We start from the raw sequence: 16,686 nt of genomic DNA, 5'->3' as shown, positions 1-16,686 counted from the left end.
CATATTCTGTGGAAAAATGATGGTTCTAAACTTGCGACTGTATTATTTTTTAGAAACTAGTGGACCGCCGCCGTTTTTCAAGTACTCGATCATACCTTCAGCTGCTCGGTAAGCTAAAGCGCCAACAGTGGGGGTTGGGTTCGTTGGACCAAAGTGAGGGAATGCCGACGCTCCACAAACGAATAAGTTATCTACATCCCACATTTGCATGTAATTGTTGACAGCAGAGTTATCTGGGCTATCTCCCATAATTACACCTCCACCATCATGTTGGAACGTGAATCTTCCACCGAAATGCTCAGCCATTGGGATTGTGTCGATAATGTCGGCTCCCATTTCTTTTACTACTTCATTACATTTTTCTACTAGAAATTCATTACGTTTATGGTCCATCTCAGTATAATCGAATGTTACGCGAATTAATGGATCACCATAATCATCTGTATACGTTGGATCTAAATCTAGATAATGATCTTTATGCGGCAAAATAGCTCTTTGGGATACAACAGTTACATTTCGGTAGAAGTAATGCAAAGAGTTTTTCTTAAATTCTTTACCCCAGGTCGGTGTTCCAAAAGGAGCAGGGTTATTAGCAATTGGTTCATTTCCCATTAAATGCATTTCAATCTGACCGCCATGGATGAAATCAAGGTTAGCGTGGTCAAAGTTATCAGCATTAAAGTCATTGAAAGCAGAGCCTAGAGAACCTGTTCCAATGTAACTATTGAATTTCTTCTCTTCAAAATAACCGATTGCTCCAGTAATAGTATGGTGATCTGTATAGTTTTTTCCGATAATTCCTTCGCCAGTTTTTGGATTATATGGTTTACCAATACCGGATAACAATAATAAGCGAACATTGTTAAAGATATAGCTAGTTAAAACAACAAGGTCCGCTGGTTGTTCGAATTCCTCACCAGTTCTCGTATCTTTATATAAAACCCCAGTAGCTTTTGTTCCATCGTATAATACACGAGTAACAATAGAATTTGTGCGTAGTTCAAAGTTTCCGGTTTTCTTCGCAGTTGGGATAACGGTTACGATTGGGTCTGCTTTTGCACCATACTCACAGCCATAGTTACCACAAAATGCACAGTATTGGCATGCATTTAACGTCTCTCCATCTGGATTTGTATAGCTTTGCGAAACGTTTGCTGTTGGAACTACGAAAGGGTGATACCCAAGTTTCTCAGCTGCTTCATGGAACATTTTCATTTGAGGTAATTTTTTTAATGCTGGTGTTGGGTAATCGATTGAACGATGTCCAGCTAATGGATCGGGTTCCCCAGAAATACCAGCCATTTGTTCAAACTTAGAGTAATATGGTTCGATTTCATCGTAAGTAATACCCCAGTCTTGAATAGTAACTCCTGAAGGTATTTTACTTTCTCCATATTTTTCAATCGTTTTACTCCGAATTTGAAAATCGTATGGGAAATAGCGATATGTTTGACCACCCCAGTGAGCACCACCACCACCAGTACCTGTTCCTACTACAAAAGCACCTTCATCACGTATTGGTTTTGCTGTGTCGTTTAATGTATTACGGAATGTAATAGTATCCTTTGTTAACTTTTGCATTAATTCTTTATGAATATTATATTTTAGTTCATCATGACCATGTAAATAATCTTCGATTGATCTTTCTACTCCACGTTCTAATCCCACAACATGGTAGCCGGCTTTCGTTAGTTCAGCAGCAACAATACCGCCTGTCCAACCCATACCTGTTGTTACTACATCAACTTTAGGTAATTTTGTAACCATTGTAATCCTCCTCGTGTTGTTTCAACTTATGAATGTTTGTGTCCGCCTAAACTGATTGGCTCTATTAATACAAATTCCTCTTCTTCTAAATAGGATGTATAAGACATTTGAGCTCCTGGGAATTCTTTCATTTTCCAGCCGGCCATGTTTTTGTTTCCCCCGTAAAGTGGATCTGAGAAGCAACCTTGCAAAGTAAGGGTTCTCAGCAACGCAAAGAATGCTGCTGAATTTACTAAGTCCATTTCGACTTCTCCTGCTTGGAAAGAAGTAAGGATGACAATTTGTTGCTCTTCCGTTAAATCTTTAAAGACTGTTCCATCATGCTCTTTTTCCGCAACCTCATTTAGCTTGCGAACCCCCTGTAGCATAATCTCAGCTTTGTCGAGTGGAACTTCTCCAGGTTGGAAAGGACCTTTTTTATAATCATCCGTACTGATCCCCCAAGGGCTAGCTAACTGTTTATCAATAAAATAAGGTGCTCCTAGAGTTATAGCACCTGGTCCCTGCTCATCCTCTGGATAAATTAGTTCAGCAGCTGTGCTAAGTGCGTCAAAATCTTTTTGACGTACAAAAAACTGACGTGTATCACTATAATCGATTGCAGTATGAGTAGCTCCGCTTGTTTTTGTATGAGTAGTAGTTTCTGTTTTTCCACCAACTAAAGAACCGATGGCTCCTCCTAAAACAAGACCACCTACAGTTAACCCAGAATTTTTGATAAATGTGCGTCTAGATGAACGCTTATCTAAAATAGGATTATTTTTTTCTTGCTCTGTCATATTCAAATCCTCCAATTATGTAAAAAGTATTAATGTACAATAGCTTGCCAATTATAAACGATTGAAAATACTGCCGTGCTTACTAATAAAGCTGCGATAAAGCATAAGTATTTTTTTCCTGTCCAACAAGCAACGATAATGGACAAGCCAATCCCTGCGCCAAACAGTGCGAACCAAGGAAAAACAGTATTATTAAAATGAAGAAAAAGTGCAAAATCGGCAACGATAAATAATGCAAATAAAAACTGATTCAATATTTTTAATTCTTCTAAATTATATTGGGTCACAATATCTCTCCTGTTATATTTTATTTCTGTGGAATAATAATTATTTTGTAATTATTACAAACAATGACAGTGTAACAATTTTGTAATATGTCCACAATCATTAATGCAAGGCTAAACGACTACTCACCCAACACACATATTAGAAGTGTTTAATAGAAAAGTTTATTTTGAATCTTCCATTATTTAGAAAAGTTATATAAAATGAATGGACAGTATAGTTTTAAAAAGATGATTACTTTTCCGATCTATCTCGCTAAGAATCGTATTATATCAATCAACTACGCCTTAGGTCGTAGTTATTTTCCACCTTAAGTACGTATGGAATAATCAGCGAATAGAGCATGATTAAAATAATAGAATTGAGGCAAAAATGTCTCTAATGAACGAGGTGGAAAAATGGGGAAAAAGATTTATATAATTCTTAGTAATACCGGTACATTATTTTCAAAGGCGATTGGTATGTATACAAAAAAAGATTTAAACCATGCCTCCATTGCTTTTGATGAAGAATTAAATGAGATGTATAGCTTTGGTAGGAAAAGTAGTCATAATCCATTCAATGGGGGGTTCATTAAGGAGAATCCTATTGAAGGACTGTTCCAAAGAGCAACCTGTGCTATTTATGAGTGCGAGGTGACAAATTCCGAATATATGCGGATGAAAAGCAAAATTAGCCAAATGGAAAAACAAAAACAATTATATAAATATAATTTAATAGGTTTGGTGTTAGTTGCCATAAATATTGAAATGGAGCGTGAGAATGCTTACTTTTGCTCTCAATTTGTCGCAACAATTATGAAAGAATGTCCATCTTCACGACTACAGGTTGCCCCCCCTTTGGCTCAACCGCATCACTTTGAACAACTTTCAGCATTAACCTTAAAATTTAAAGGGAATCTGCAAACATATGTAAGTAGTAAAAGGAAAGTAGAGCAACCGATTCATGTATCAGTTTGGAGAAAATATGCCTTTTCGATTGCAAGCTTTATGTAATATTGGAATATTTACTCAACGTTCTGGACAGTATATAGAAGAATGTAAATTCTATTTTGAATGTTTAGGAGGATGAAGAGAGTGACAGAAGAACAGCCAAATTACGATACAAATGTGGAAAATGAAGATACGCTCACGAATAGACAGGGGCATCCTGTAACGAATAATCAGCATATGAGGACGGTAGGAAACAGAGGTCCAGCAACTTTAGAAAACTATGATTTTATTGAAAAAATTAGTCACTTTGACAGGGAACGAGTGCCGGAGCGTGTCGTACATGCACGTGGAGCAGGTGCGCATGGTTATTTCGAAGCGTATGGTGCTGTTGGGGATGAGAAAGTGTCTAAATATACTCGAGCTAAATTATTCCAGGAAAAGGGGAAGAAAACTCCTGTATTTGTTCGCTTTTCCTCCGTAATTCATGGAGGACACTCCCCCGAAACATTACGTGATCCCCGTGGATTTGCTGTGAAGTTTTATACAGAGGATGGCAACTGGGATTTAGTAGGGAACAATTTGAAGATTTTCTTTATTCGCGATGCGATAAAGTTCCCAGATATGATTCATGCGTTTAAACCAGATCCAGTAACGAATATCCAAGATTCCGAGCGCTTTTTTGATTTTTGTGCTAGTTCTCCTGAGTCATTCCATATGGTGACTTTCGTCTATTCTCCATGGGGAATTCCGGCAAACTATCGAATGATGCAAGGGTCTGGTGTGAATACGTACAAATGGGTAAATAACGAAGGAAAAGCAGTTCTCGTCAAGTATCACTGGGAGCCGAAGCAAGGTATTCGTAACTTAACCCAAAAGGAAGCAGAGGAAATACAAGCTAAAAACTTTAATCATGCCACACAAGATTTATATAATGCGATTGAAAAAGGCGATTTCCCTGAATGGGAGTTACTAGTTCAAACGATGAGTGATGATGATCATCCAGAGCTAGATTTTGATCCGTTAGATGATACGAAGCTTTGGCCAGAAGATTTATTTCCTTGGAAAGCCGTTGGAAAAATGGTGTTAGATCGAAACCCTGAAGATTACTTTACGGAAGTGGAGCAGGCAGCATTTGGTACTGGCGTGCTTGTAGATGGCCTGGACTTTTCAGACGATAAAATGCTACAGGGGCGCACATTTTCGTATTCCGATACACAGCGACACCGTGTTGGAGCGAACTATTTACAGCTTCCGATCAATGCACCGAAAAAAAGAGTAGCAACCAATCAAAGCGGCGGTCAAATGGCATATCGATTAGATAGAGGACCCTTCCAGAATCCACATATCAACTACGAACCGTCTATATTAGACGGCTTAAAGGAAGCAACACAGTTAGGTAAAGAGTATACTCCAATGATAAAAGGAAACTTAGTGCGTGAGTCCATCGAGCGCCAAAACAATACAAAGCAAGCAGGAGAAACCTATCGCCAATTTGAGCAGTGGGAAAAAACTGAGCTCATCTCCAATTTAGTTAATGACCTCTCTGCATGTGATCCACGAATTCAAGAGAAAATGATTGCCTTAGCGGAGGAAGCAGATGAAGACTATGGTCGACATTTAAGGGAAGGACTTGCTCACGCTAAAAGTAATAATTCCTCTCAAAAACCGTTGGGGAATAAAGACGGAGATAAAGCACCAGAACAAGCAGTCAATAAAAGCCATGAAGCAGAACCGTATTAATAGTAAAACCCCACTTCTAACGACTAGAAGTGGGGTTTGTAGCGTTCACTTGCGAGTGAATCACTAAAATTTTTTCGCTTGATACCTAATCAGGGCGTTCGTATCGTTTGAGTGGGGGAAATTATATTGAAAAAGAACATAACTTTTGAAGTCATGCCCTTTCAGTTGATATATTACAATTCCTATGGCTGAGTTAAATCAAATCTATATGATAAGTTTTCTAGTATTTCTAGTTCTTGACCATATTGTCCTTCAACGATGCTAATAATCGTTGGAACAATGGTTAGCTTTTTATAGGACTTTTCCCTTGGAGGTTAGAGTGTAACAAATATGTTTCAATAACTAATCCCACATTATTCCTAGGAAAGAATAAAAAAGCGAGAAATCCATAAGGAAATCTTGCTTTTTTTTATTACTGTTTACTACAAAGGGAAAACTAATTTATTTTTTTGAAAATTAACTCATTGATTTTACTTTGATGCAGTAGTATAAATACTAATTCTAAAGTAAACGTCTAATTTCATTCAGCAAATGTTTTTTTGCGACGATCTTACACAGGAGCAGAAGTCTCCCACTTCTTATAAGTGATGAGATGAATGCAAAGTATGTATACAAATCAGTGGGGTCTACAAACCCCTGCTGAACGAGGAACTCTGGCTAAGTTCACCGCACCCTGCGGCAACGCCTGAGTGACCAACTTCCTGTTGGCCCAAAGCCTCCGGGGGATGCCACAGATTTTTAGAGGAATTTATCGAGCGAGTTCGATAAAAATCTGGGCGCACTGTTTTCTGCGGAGCTGAACAAAGTGAAGCGGAAGCATTATTTTTTCTGCGGAGCTGAACAAGGTGAAGCGGAAGCAATACGCCGAGGCGTATTTGATGAGAATGGACTGTCTTTTTGGTTGTCTAGCCAAGAGGACAATCCTTTTTTATCTCTAATAGTTATAATCGTTGAGTTTACATAGAGCGGATGAAGGAAATAGATTAAATGGGAGGTTTTATAATGAAAAAATTTGATGCAGTTATTATTGGCTTTGGTAAAGGTGGGAAAACTTTAGCAACTGAGCTTGCAAAAAATGATAAGACGGTTGCGGTGATTGAGAAGTCCTCAAAAATGTATGGAGGAACATGTATAAATATTGCGTGCATACCAACCAAATCGCTTGTTCATTCTGCGGATAACAGAAAATATTCCAACACAGCTAGAGAGGAATATTTTACAAATGCGGTTCATCAAAAAGATGAGCTGACTTCTTTATTGCGAAATAAAAACTTTCATATGCTGGATGACCAGCAGAATATAATGGTAATTACGGGAGAAGCAACTTTCTTAAATGATGAAAAAATACAAGTGAAAACAGAAGAGGAACAAATTGAAATTATCGCAGAACAGATTTTCATAAACACTGGTGCATCACCAATTGTGCCGCCAATCGACGGATTGGAAAATACTGATTTTATATACGATTCCACAACTTTACAAGAGTTGGAGCAGCTTCCTGAAAAACTAATTATTATTGGTGGTGGGTACATAGGATTAGAGTTTGCATCGATGTACGCAAATTTTGGGTCAGAGGTGACAGTCATAGATGGCAATGAAGAGTTTCTACCGAAAGAAGATAAGGATATTGCGGAAGAAGCTAAAAAAGTATTAGAAGCAAAAAGTGTTAAAATTGTGCCAAATAGTAAAGTAAAGTCCGTAAAAAATAAAGACGGAGGAGTAATTGTCACATACAAAGAAGGCGATTCGAATCGTGAAGTGTATGGGAATGCTATACTTCTTGCGACTGGGAGAAAGCCAAACACGGAAAACTTAGGATTAGAAAACACTTCAGTGGAAGTGAATGATCGTGGAGCTGTTGTAGTGGATGACGCATTAAAAACGACAGCTAAAAATATTTGGGCTTTGGGTGATGTCAATGGGGGACCACAATTTACCTATATCTCACTAGATGACTTCCGAATTGTAAAGGATCAGCTTTTCGGAGATGGCTCCTATACAAAAAAAGATCGTACTAACATCCCATACTCCGTTTTCATTGATCCTATACTTTCTCATGTCGGGCTCAATGAAAAAATGGCAAAGGAAAAAGGAATTGAATACAAAGTATTGTCAATACCAGCAGCTGGAATTCCAAGAGCTCGAATTTTGGAGAAAACAGAAGGACTGTTAAAGGCTTTAATCGATCCAAAAACAAATGAAATACTTGGCTGCACACTTTTTTGTGCTGAATCAAGTGAAATGATTAATGTAGTAAAAGTGGCAATGGAGGCGAGATTGCCCTCCACATTTTTACGTGACACAATCTTTACCCATCCAACCATGAGCGAATCCTTGAATGATTTATTTGGTAGCTAATTAGAGGTTGCATGGTTCTCGGGCTAATAACTAAAACAGACGCTTATTTCTCATGGCTCCTTGCACATTTCCGATAAAGAAATATAATTAAAGGAATGAAAGCACCAAAGGAGGATGTTTATGAGTTTACTTGTATTTGGAGCTATCTCATTGGTTATTTTGTTTGGGTTATTTGTACTGGCACTCGCGATATTTGTATTATTGAGGTTTAGTAAAAAGAAAGAGTGAGTCACTTTTGTGACTCACTCTTTCAAATTAATTCAAATCAATATTTATAAGATTGGCCACCATCAATCGGAATAACTGCGGCATTGATAAAGTTTGCTTGGTTAGATAGTAAAAAGGCTACTAAGTATCCAACTTCTTCAGGTTTTCCGAAGCGTTTCATTGGATTTGGTTGAACAAATTCTTTACCTACTTCTTCCCAATTGTCTCCACCTATTTGTCTTAAGGAGCCTTCTACCATTGGAGTCATTATTGCACCAGGTGCGATTGCTTTTATGCTGACACCATATTGACCGTACTCGATTGCTGAGTTTCGTGTTAAGCCAACAACACCGTGCTTACTTGCTGCATATCCGGATTGATTGCCAACTCCACGGATACCACCAACTGAAGCAGTGTTTACGATTGATCCAGATCCTTGTTTTTTCATTACGGCTAATACATATTTCATACCATAAAATACACCATTTAAGTTTACGCTAACAACTTTTCCAAATTCTTCGGCGCTGAAATCTTCAGTAAGGTTTTGTTTTCCTTCAATCCCTGCATTGTTAAAGAACCCATCAATGCGCTCGAATTTACTAACTGTTTCATCTACATAGCTTTTTACAGCTGCTTCATCCGCTACGTTTGCAGTGATTAATAGTGTTTCTGCTTCTGGTGCAGCTTCTAAGATTTGTTTTTTAGTTTCTTCTAAAGCCTCTTGGTTTAAATCTACTAATGAGAGATTTGCTCCTTCTTGAGCTACTTGTAGTGCTGCAGCTCGTCCTAATCCAGAACCTGCTCCTGTTATTAAAACAACTTGACCTTCAAAACGTTTACTCATTATAATCTCCCTCTCTTGTGCCTATAATGTGAATATCTTGAATACGAGATAAATATACTCCAATCTAAGCTATATGTCTAATTGTTTGCTCATTTCATTCTGCGTATTTTTTATTTGGCTATTCGCAATTTTTCATTGAACTTAGATTTTGTTATGATTAACATAAAACTAGTTACATAGGTTTCAATTTTGGAGGAAGTAATATGAAGTTGGTTTCATGGAATGTGAATGGCTTAAGAGCCTGCGTGAAAAAAGGATTTCTAGAATACTTTAATGAAGTAAACGCTGACATTTTTTGTTTGCAAGAAACGAAGCTGCAGGTAGGTCAAATAGAGCTCTCATTAGATGGGTATGAACAGTACTGGAACTATGCTTTGAAAAAGGGGTATTCTGGAACAGCAGTGTTTACGAAGGTAAAACCACTTTCTGTGAAATATGGTGTGGGAGATAATGATTCAGAGGACGAAGGTAGAATTATTACGCTTGAGTATGACCAATTCTATTTGGTGAATGTATATACGCCAAATGCTAAACGAGATCTAACAAGACTTCCGTATCGACTGGATTGGGAAGACGAAATGCGGACATACTTGAAGACGCTAGATGCTATAAAACCTGTAATTATGTGTGGGGATTTAAATGTGGCTCATGGCGAAATAGATTTGAAAAACGCAAAATCTAATAGAGGGAACTCTGGATTTACGGATGAGGAACGTGGCAAGATGACGGATTTACTTGCAGAGGGATTCGTAGATACATATCGTTATTTTTATCCGGAAGCAGAAGGTGCCTATAGCTGGTGGTCCTATATGAATACTGTAAGGGAACGTAACATTGGCTGGAGAATCGATTACTTCATTGCCTCTGATAAGCTAACTCCATTATTGAAGGATGCTTCCATTGACTCTCTAGTATTCGGAAGTGATCATTGTCCGGTTATTTTGGAGCTAAAGTAAGGGCTAAATTCTGCGATGTTAATATATTTTATGAAGGGGTATAATACTTTAGTCAAATAGAGTACAATACTTTTAAATCAATTATTTTGGAGGTACCAATAGATGAATGCTTTAGCAACGCAATTAAACGAGAAAATACAAAAAGAAAATCCAGTTATTTATAATATGTTATCGGACTTAGGGAAAAACTTGTATTATCCAAAAGGTATTTTAAGTCAAAGTGCAGAAGCAGGGAAAAAAGCACATCGTTTTAATGCTACCATTGGAATCGCAACAGAAAATGGTGAACCAATGCATTTTCGCCATATACAAAAGAAATTAGATTATAAACCAAATGATATATATCCATATGCCGCTCCACAGGGTAAGGAGACTTTACGGTCTTTATGGAAGGAAAAGCTTTTAGTAGACAACCCTTCAATGAAAGGTAAATCGATTGGTACACCGATTATAACTAGTGCACTAACACATGGTTTAAGTATCGCGGCAGATTTGTTCATGGACGCTGGAGACGTGTTAGTAACACCGCAGCAATACTGGGGTAATTACAATACAGTATTCCAAATAAGAAGAGGAGGACGTGTCGAAACTTTCCCTCTATTCAACGAGGCTGGTGGTTTCCATGTGGAAGCTTTCCGTGAAACACTTGCTAAGCAAACGGAAAAAGCGATTGTTTTGTTGAACTTCCCTAACAATCCTACTGGTTTTACTCCTTCTGTAGAAGAAGCAGAAGCAATCGTCCAAGTGTTGAAGGATACTGCTGAAGGTGGCTTGAAATTAGTTGTTTTACTAGATGATGCTTATTTCGGGCTATTCTATGAGGATTCTATTAAAGAATCATTGTTCGGTTTACTTGCAGACAGCCATGTGAATATTTTGCCAGTAAAAATTGATGGTGCCACGAAAGAAAACTACGTTTGGGGATTACGCGTTGGGTTCATCACATACGCAGCGGCTCCAGACACACTAGATGCTTTAGAGCAAAAAACGAAGGGCATCATTCGTGGTACTGTTTCAAGTGGGTCTCATATTTCTCAGACAATTCTTTTGGAATCACTTCAATCCGAAGATTTTTTACAAGAAAAAGAAGAGAAATTCCAAATCATGCAAGGAAGAGCTGTAAAAACGAAGCAAGTCTTAGCGGATGAAAAATACGCACAGCATTGGACTTATTATCCATTTAACTCAGGATACTTTATGTGCTTGAAGTTAAATACCCTAGATGCTGAAACGTTACGACTACATTTACTCGATCAATACGGTGTAGGTGTAATCGCAAGCAACAAAACAGACATCCGAGTAGCATTCTCCTGTGTAGAAGAAAATGATATTCAAGAGTTATTTGATCTAATCTATGAAGGTTGCAAGGATTTAACTAAATAAGAGTTCGATAAAGAAAACTGTTCAAGAGTCTAAACTCTGGAACAGTTTTTTTGTAAGAATCAGAGGATATGAAATTTTGCTTCTTATGAATCCAGTGTTCCTGGTACCTTGAAGAGTAGCTATTAAAAGTTACCGCAGGATTTCCGTTTCAGGCGGACGCTTTCCACTGGGTGAGCGATGAGCAATCACCGCCGCTCCGCGTTCGTTGTGTTGTCTCACTCATCCCGCTGGAGTCGCCGCCTTTCACTGCAATCAATTAAGTGAGTAGTACTAAGAATAAGATTTAGCATAGCCTATCGTTAAGATAATAGTATTAGTTTAAGTTAAGGGTACGCCCTTGACCTTTGTAGGAGGGCGAGGGAAAGCGCCACTGGAGAACCTTAAATAGAGGGTCGTGACTTCGTCACGACCCTCTACTTAAGGTTCTCGGTAATGATGTAGCCTAAGTCAGTCCAAAGCAATCCGGAAACAGAAGGAATTAGGTTTTGATCTTAAAGGGCTCTTGCGATTTTCTTACTCAGAATTTGAAAGAGACGACATTTCTTTAAAATTCGAAACATAAACTATTTAATCAGGACATTTCAATAGGTTGGAGGGAGAGTCAGATGCGAAATAGAGGGCTATCGGTTTCCGCACTAATCTTTATAGGTTCATTAATTACTTTTGTAGCTTTTTTTATGATATATCTAGTAATAAATTTTGAAAACTTGGATGAAGGGGACGAAGAAGTTCCATATGCCAGCATATCAGTAAAAGAAGAACCAGAGAAAGAAACCCAAGTTGAACCTAGTCCATCAAGTCATGATGGAGATGTAAAATATGCTTCAACAGAATGGACAACACATGGTGGAGATTACTACAACAGACGTTATTCTATGCTAAACCAAATTACTACTGAAAATATAGGGGATTTAAAACCAACTTGGGTTAGTAGCTTAGGAGGATCTGGCGCAGAAGGTAAATACTCTGGTGAAGCAACTCCACTAGTAGTGAATGGTGTAATGTATATTGCGACAGGGGCAAACGACGTATTTGCTATCGACGCCAAAACAGGGGAACAAATCTGGTCATATAAACCAGATATCCCACAAGAGATGGATACAGTATGTTGCGGATGGACAACACGAGGTGTTGCTGTTGGTGATGGTAAAGTATACGTGGGATTACTTGACGCTCGCTTAATTGCACTTGACCAAAAAACAGGCGAATTAGTATGGGAAACAGTGGTAGCAGAGTGGGAAGAGGGTTATACCATTACCAGTGCACCACTTTTTTATAATGGTAAAGTCTACACAGGCGTTTCTGGTGGAGAGTATGGAATTCGAGGTCGTGTGATGGCATATGATGCTGATTTAGGCTTTGAAGTATGGCGTTTTTATACAATACCAGGTCCAGCGGATATTAATGGGGATACTTGGCCATCTGATAATGATGCTTGGTTAACAGGTGGAGGGCCAGTATGGAATACACCAGCGGTGGATCCGGAACTAGGATACATTTATTTTGCTACTGGTAATACAGCTCCGGATTTAGACGGAAGTAATCGTGAAGGGGATAACCTATATGCCAACTCTATTGTTGCAGTGAATGCAGAAAACGGAGATTATGTATGGCACTTCCAGGAAGTGCACCATGATATTTGGGATATGGATCCTACTAACCCAGTTATTTTATTTGATGTAGAAATGGACGGAGATATGCGTAAAGGTCTTGGGCAAGCAGGTAAAACTGGTTGGGTTTATCTCTTAGATCGTGCGGATGGAACACCATTAGTAGGGATTGATGAAAAACCAGTGCCACAAGATGATCGTCAAAAAACGGCTGCAACTCAACCGTTTCCAGTTGGGGATTCATTTGTCCCACAAGGTGTAACAGAAGAAGACGTGAAAAACGATTTAGAACCAGCATTTACGGGTGAAATTGGTAGTATTTTTACACCATTTTGGGATGTACCAGTAACAATTAAACCTGGACCGTTTGGAGGAGCAAACTGGCCACCTTCTGCATACAATCCTGATACTGAGTATTTTTATGTATTAGGCAATGATCACTACATGTCATTTGAAAGAAGTGAATTAAGTGAGTTTAAGGAAGGAGACGCGTATTTTGGAAGTGTTTTTGGGCCAGTTCAAAATGCGCCTACAAGAGGAACGGTTACTGCAATTGATGTAAAAACGAATAAAATAGCTTGGCAACAAAAATGGGATGCTCTAGCTTATAGTGGTGTATTAACAACTGCTGGAAATCTAGTATTTGTTGGTCATAACGATGGACGCTTAATAGCTTTCGATGCAAAAACAGGAGAGCAAGTTTGGGAATATATGATGGATGCAGGTGCGAATGCCCCATCTGTTACTTATGAAATTGATGGTGAACAGTATATTTCTATTTATGCTGCTGGTAATGCGCTCGCTGGAACGAAACATGGCGACAAAATTTACACATTTAAATTAGGAGGATCTTTACCAGAAGGGCAAGTTATTGATGCCTCTGCTAAAGATAAAGCTCCTAAAGAAGATAAAGAAGAAACAGGAGTAACCGTAAGTGTTGATGCAGGGCTTACAGGCTACAAAAATAGCTGTATAGCTTGTCATGGAGATCAAGGAGCAAACGGACACAATGGTCCAAACTTGCAAAATAGTACAGTAGCAGAAAACAAAGAAGATGTAATTGACCGCATTACAAATGGTAAAGGTGCAATGCCAGCATTTAAGGATACACTTACAGCAGAAGAAATAGATGCAATAGCGGAATACGTAGCTACTGTCGTTTCTCCGTTGGGCGATTAATATAAAATTAGAACCAGCCTTCCTTGGATGGCTGGTTCTATTTGTGATGGAGGATTGTTGTAGAAACATAGTTGATATAATTATGTACTACATTCTACTTGCTACTAGCAACAATAGAAAAATATGTGCAATATATACCGAAATACTTGCAACATTTTCAAACCCATTTGGAACTTTTCAAAGCAAGGTTCTTCCGGATGATTAGCAGCCACTTCCCGGTTAGGATTACTTGCCAAGAAAAAGGGTAAATAGTGTATACTAAGTTCAATAGTTATGGAGAAGGGGATATTTATGAAAAAACATTATCCAGATGACGGTTTAGCATTACATACTGACTTATATCAAATAAATATGGTGGAAGCCTATTGGGCAGATAATATGCATGAGCGAAAAGCGGTGTTTGAATTATTCTTCCGTAAACTTCCATTTGGCAATGGCTATGGCATTTTTGCTGGTTTGGAAAGATGTCTTGATTATTTGCGGAATTTTCATTTTACCGATAGTGATTTAGCTTACTTACAAGATGAGCTTGGATATAGAGAAGATTTTATAGCGTATTTGCGTACTGTTCGTTTCACTGGAAATGTGTATTCGATGGTTGAAGGGGAGCTTGTTTTCCCAAATGAACCAATTATTAGAATTGAGTCGACGCTTGCGGAGGCGCAATTGGTAGAAACGGCCTTACTTAATATCGTCAATTATCAAACGTTAATAGCGACTAAAGGATCTCGTATCAAACAGGTGATAAAAGATGAGGTCGCAATGGAATTTGGTTCTAGACGTGCACAAGAAATGGATGCGGCCATTTGGGGAACTAGAGCTGCATACATAGGTGGAATAGATGGAACTAGTAATGTTCGTGCAGGGAAAATGTTTGGGATTCCTGTGACGGGTACGCATGCTCATTCGTTAGTACAAGCCTATAAAGATGAATATGAAGCTTTTCATTCGTATGCGAAGCGCCATAAAGATTGCGTATTTTTAGTGGATACATATAATACATTGAAAACGGGAGTACCTACAGCGATAAAAGTAGCAAAAGAGCTTGGCGATAAGATTAACTTTATCGGTATCCGTCTAGATTCAGGTGATATTTCGTTTTTATCGAAGGAAGCAAGAAAAATGTTAGATAAAGCCGGTTTCCATGATGCAAAAATTGTTGTTTCCAATGATTTAGATGAATATACGATTCTAAACCTAAAAGCACAGGGGGCCAAGGTTGATAGCTGGGGTATCGGGACGAAACTAATCACAGCGTATGATCAGCCGGCACTTGGAGCTGTATATAAAATTGTTTCGATAGAAAATGAAGCTGGGGTAATGGAAGATACGATTAAGATTTCTTCCACTACTGAAAAAGTTACGACTCCTGGTCAGAAAAAACTATATCGAATTATCGATAAAGAAAATGGCAAAGCAGAAGGCGACTATATCACGATGTATGATGAAGATCCTACGCATGAGGAACGTTTAAAGATGTTCCATCCAGTGCATACATTTGTCTCTAAATTTGTGACTAATTTTGAAGCAAGGGATTTACATAAAAAAGTGATAGAAAATGGTCAAATAGTCTACGAAATCCCTGAGTTATCTAAGGTTCGTCAATATGCGCATGATAACCTTGATTTGTTGTGGGAGGAGTATAAACGCTCTTTAAATCCAGAGGAGTATCCAGTGGATTTAAGTCAAAAATGTTGGGATAATAAAATGCGTAATATTCAAGAGATTAAAGAGATGGAACATCATTTTATTGATCAAAATGGAGGTAGGTATTAATGTCAGCTAACCAACAAGAAATTATAGCGGAGTTAAAAGTGAAGCCGACCATTGATGTACAAAAAGAAATACGTATTAGTATTAATTTTATGAAGGACTATTTAAAGAAACATCCATTTTTGACAAGTATGGTTTTAGGTATTTCTGGTGGTCAGGATTCTACGTTAGTTGGTAAACTTGCACAGCTTACAATAGACGAATTAAATAAAGAGCTTGGTGAGGAAAAATATTCATTTATAGCAGTAAGTTTACCGTATGGTGTTCAATTTGATGAAACAGATCGTCAGGATGCACTGGATTTCATAAAGCCGAGTAAACGTGTGACGGTCAACATAAAAGAAGCGGTAGATGCTAGCGATAAGGCTTTAGAAGAAGCAGGTATCGTCCTATCTGATTTTGCTAAAGGAAATGAAAAGGCACGAGAGCGAATGAAAGCCCAATACTCTATTGCAGCTATGAATAATGGGGTCGTTCTTGGTACGGATCATGCAGCTGAGGCTGTAACTGGTTTCTATACAAAATACGGGGATGGTGGGGTGGATATCACCCCAATCTTCCGTTTAAACAAGCGGCAGGGTAAGCAATTATTGAAGGAATTAGGTTGTCCTGAGCATCTTTATACGAAAATCCCTACTGCTGATTTGGAAGAAAACAGACCTGCACTACCAGATGAAGTAGCGCTTGGCGTAACATATGAAGTAATTGATGATTATTTAGAGGGTAAAACGGTATCGAAGGAATCTCAAGAAAAAATTGAAGGATTTTATAACAGATCCATGCATAAGCGTCATTTGCCAATCACCATTTTTGATGACTTTTGGAAATAATACCAAGACCACAATAATAAAACAAAAAGTCGAGCTGATTAAA

At 38.3% G+C, this 16,686-nt stretch carries 12 protein-coding genes; 8 read left to right on the top strand and 4 right to left on the bottom strand.

What is annotated here, in order from left to right; translation table 11 throughout:
• Nucleotides 1-42: 42 nt before the first annotated feature.
• Genes KD050_RS07055 through KD050_RS07045 form a run of 3 tightly spaced genes read right to left on the bottom strand, consistent with a single transcriptional unit; the run spans nt 43 to nt 2,833 of the window.
• Nucleotides 43-1,767 carry a GMC family oxidoreductase gene (locus KD050_RS07055; RefSeq protein WP_211895488.1) on the bottom strand — a complete coding sequence of 575 codons (1,725 nt, stop codon included), beginning with the start codon at nt 1,765-1,767 and terminating at the stop codon, nt 43-45.
• Between the two features lie 26 nt (nt 1,768-1,793).
• Nucleotides 1,794-2,546: a gluconate 2-dehydrogenase subunit 3 family protein gene (locus tag KD050_RS07050; RefSeq protein WP_211895487.1), complete on the bottom strand. Its 753-nt coding sequence runs from the start codon at nt 2,544-2,546 to the stop codon at nt 1,794-1,796.
• Nucleotides 2,547-2,575: 29 nt separating this feature from the next.
• On the bottom strand, nt 2,576-2,833 hold the full coding sequence (locus KD050_RS07045; protein ID WP_211895486.1) for a hypothetical protein: 258 nt from the start codon (nt 2,831-2,833) through the stop codon (nt 2,576-2,578).
• A gap of 396 nt (nt 2,834-3,229) precedes the next feature.
• On the opposite strand from KD050_RS07045, the gene KD050_RS07040 reads away from it, so the two are divergent.
• The 3 genes from KD050_RS07040 (at nt 3,230) to KD050_RS07030 (ending at nt 7,861) form a co-directional block, all read left to right on the top strand.
• The gene (locus tag KD050_RS07040; protein ID WP_211895485.1) at nt 3,230-3,826 is read left to right on the top strand and encodes a hypothetical protein; all 597 of its coding nucleotides are present in this window, start codon (nt 3,230-3,232) and stop codon (nt 3,824-3,826) included.
• Nucleotides 3,827-3,898: 72 nt separating this feature from the next.
• Nucleotides 3,899-5,503 (top strand): catalase, encoded by a 1,605-nt coding sequence (locus KD050_RS07035; RefSeq protein WP_235753934.1) that lies wholly within the window; start codon nt 3,899-3,901, stop codon nt 5,501-5,503.
• Between the two features lie 1,002 nt (nt 5,504-6,505).
• Nucleotides 6,506-7,861, top strand: coding sequence for an FAD-containing oxidoreductase (locus KD050_RS07030; RefSeq protein WP_211895483.1), 1,356 nt, complete (start codon nt 6,506-6,508; stop codon nt 7,859-7,861).
• A gap of 265 nt (nt 7,862-8,126) precedes the next feature.
• Here KD050_RS07030 and KD050_RS07025 read toward each other — a convergent pair whose 3' ends face one another.
• Nucleotides 8,127-8,912, bottom strand: a complete 786-nt coding sequence (locus KD050_RS07025; RefSeq protein WP_211895482.1) for an SDR family oxidoreductase — start codon at nt 8,910-8,912, stop codon at nt 8,127-8,129.
• A gap of 203 nt (nt 8,913-9,115) precedes the next feature.
• Here KD050_RS07025 and KD050_RS07020 point away from each other — a divergent pair, with 203 nt between their 5' ends.
• The 5 genes from KD050_RS07020 (at nt 9,116) to nadE (ending at nt 16,643) form a co-directional block, all read left to right on the top strand.
• On the top strand, nt 9,116-9,868 hold the full coding sequence (locus KD050_RS07020) for an exodeoxyribonuclease III (RefSeq protein ID WP_211895481.1): 753 nt from the start codon (nt 9,116-9,118) through the stop codon (nt 9,866-9,868).
• A 102-nt stretch (nt 9,869-9,970) separates the two neighbouring features.
• Nucleotides 9,971-11,251 carry an aminotransferase class I/II-fold pyridoxal phosphate-dependent enzyme gene (locus tag KD050_RS07015; protein WP_211895480.1) on the top strand — a complete coding sequence of 427 codons (1,281 nt, stop codon included), beginning with the start codon at nt 9,971-9,973 and terminating at the stop codon, nt 11,249-11,251.
• 605 nt (nt 11,252-11,856) lie between these two features.
• Complete coding sequence (locus KD050_RS07010) at nt 11,857-14,040, top strand: outer membrane protein assembly factor BamB family protein (protein WP_211895479.1); 2,184 nt, start codon at nt 11,857-11,859, stop codon at nt 14,038-14,040.
• Between the two features lie 291 nt (nt 14,041-14,331).
• Nucleotides 14,332-15,816 (top strand): nicotinate phosphoribosyltransferase, encoded by a 1,485-nt coding sequence (locus KD050_RS07005; RefSeq protein WP_211895478.1) that lies wholly within the window; start codon nt 14,332-14,334, stop codon nt 15,814-15,816.
• Nucleotides 15,816-16,643 carry an NAD(+) synthase gene (gene nadE / locus KD050_RS07000; RefSeq protein WP_211895477.1) on the top strand — a complete coding sequence of 276 codons (828 nt, stop codon included), beginning with the start codon at nt 15,816-15,818 and terminating at the stop codon, nt 16,641-16,643. The genes KD050_RS07005 and nadE overlap by 1 nt, the downstream gene beginning before the upstream one ends.
• Nucleotides 16,644-16,686 lie beyond the last annotated feature (43 nt).

The organism is Psychrobacillus sp. INOP01, assembly GCF_018140925.1.
Classification (GTDB): domain Bacteria; phylum Bacillota; class Bacilli; order Bacillales_A; family Planococcaceae; genus Psychrobacillus.
Note: the sequence above shows the minus strand (reverse complement) of the source record. Positions and strands in the feature narration are given on the sequence as shown.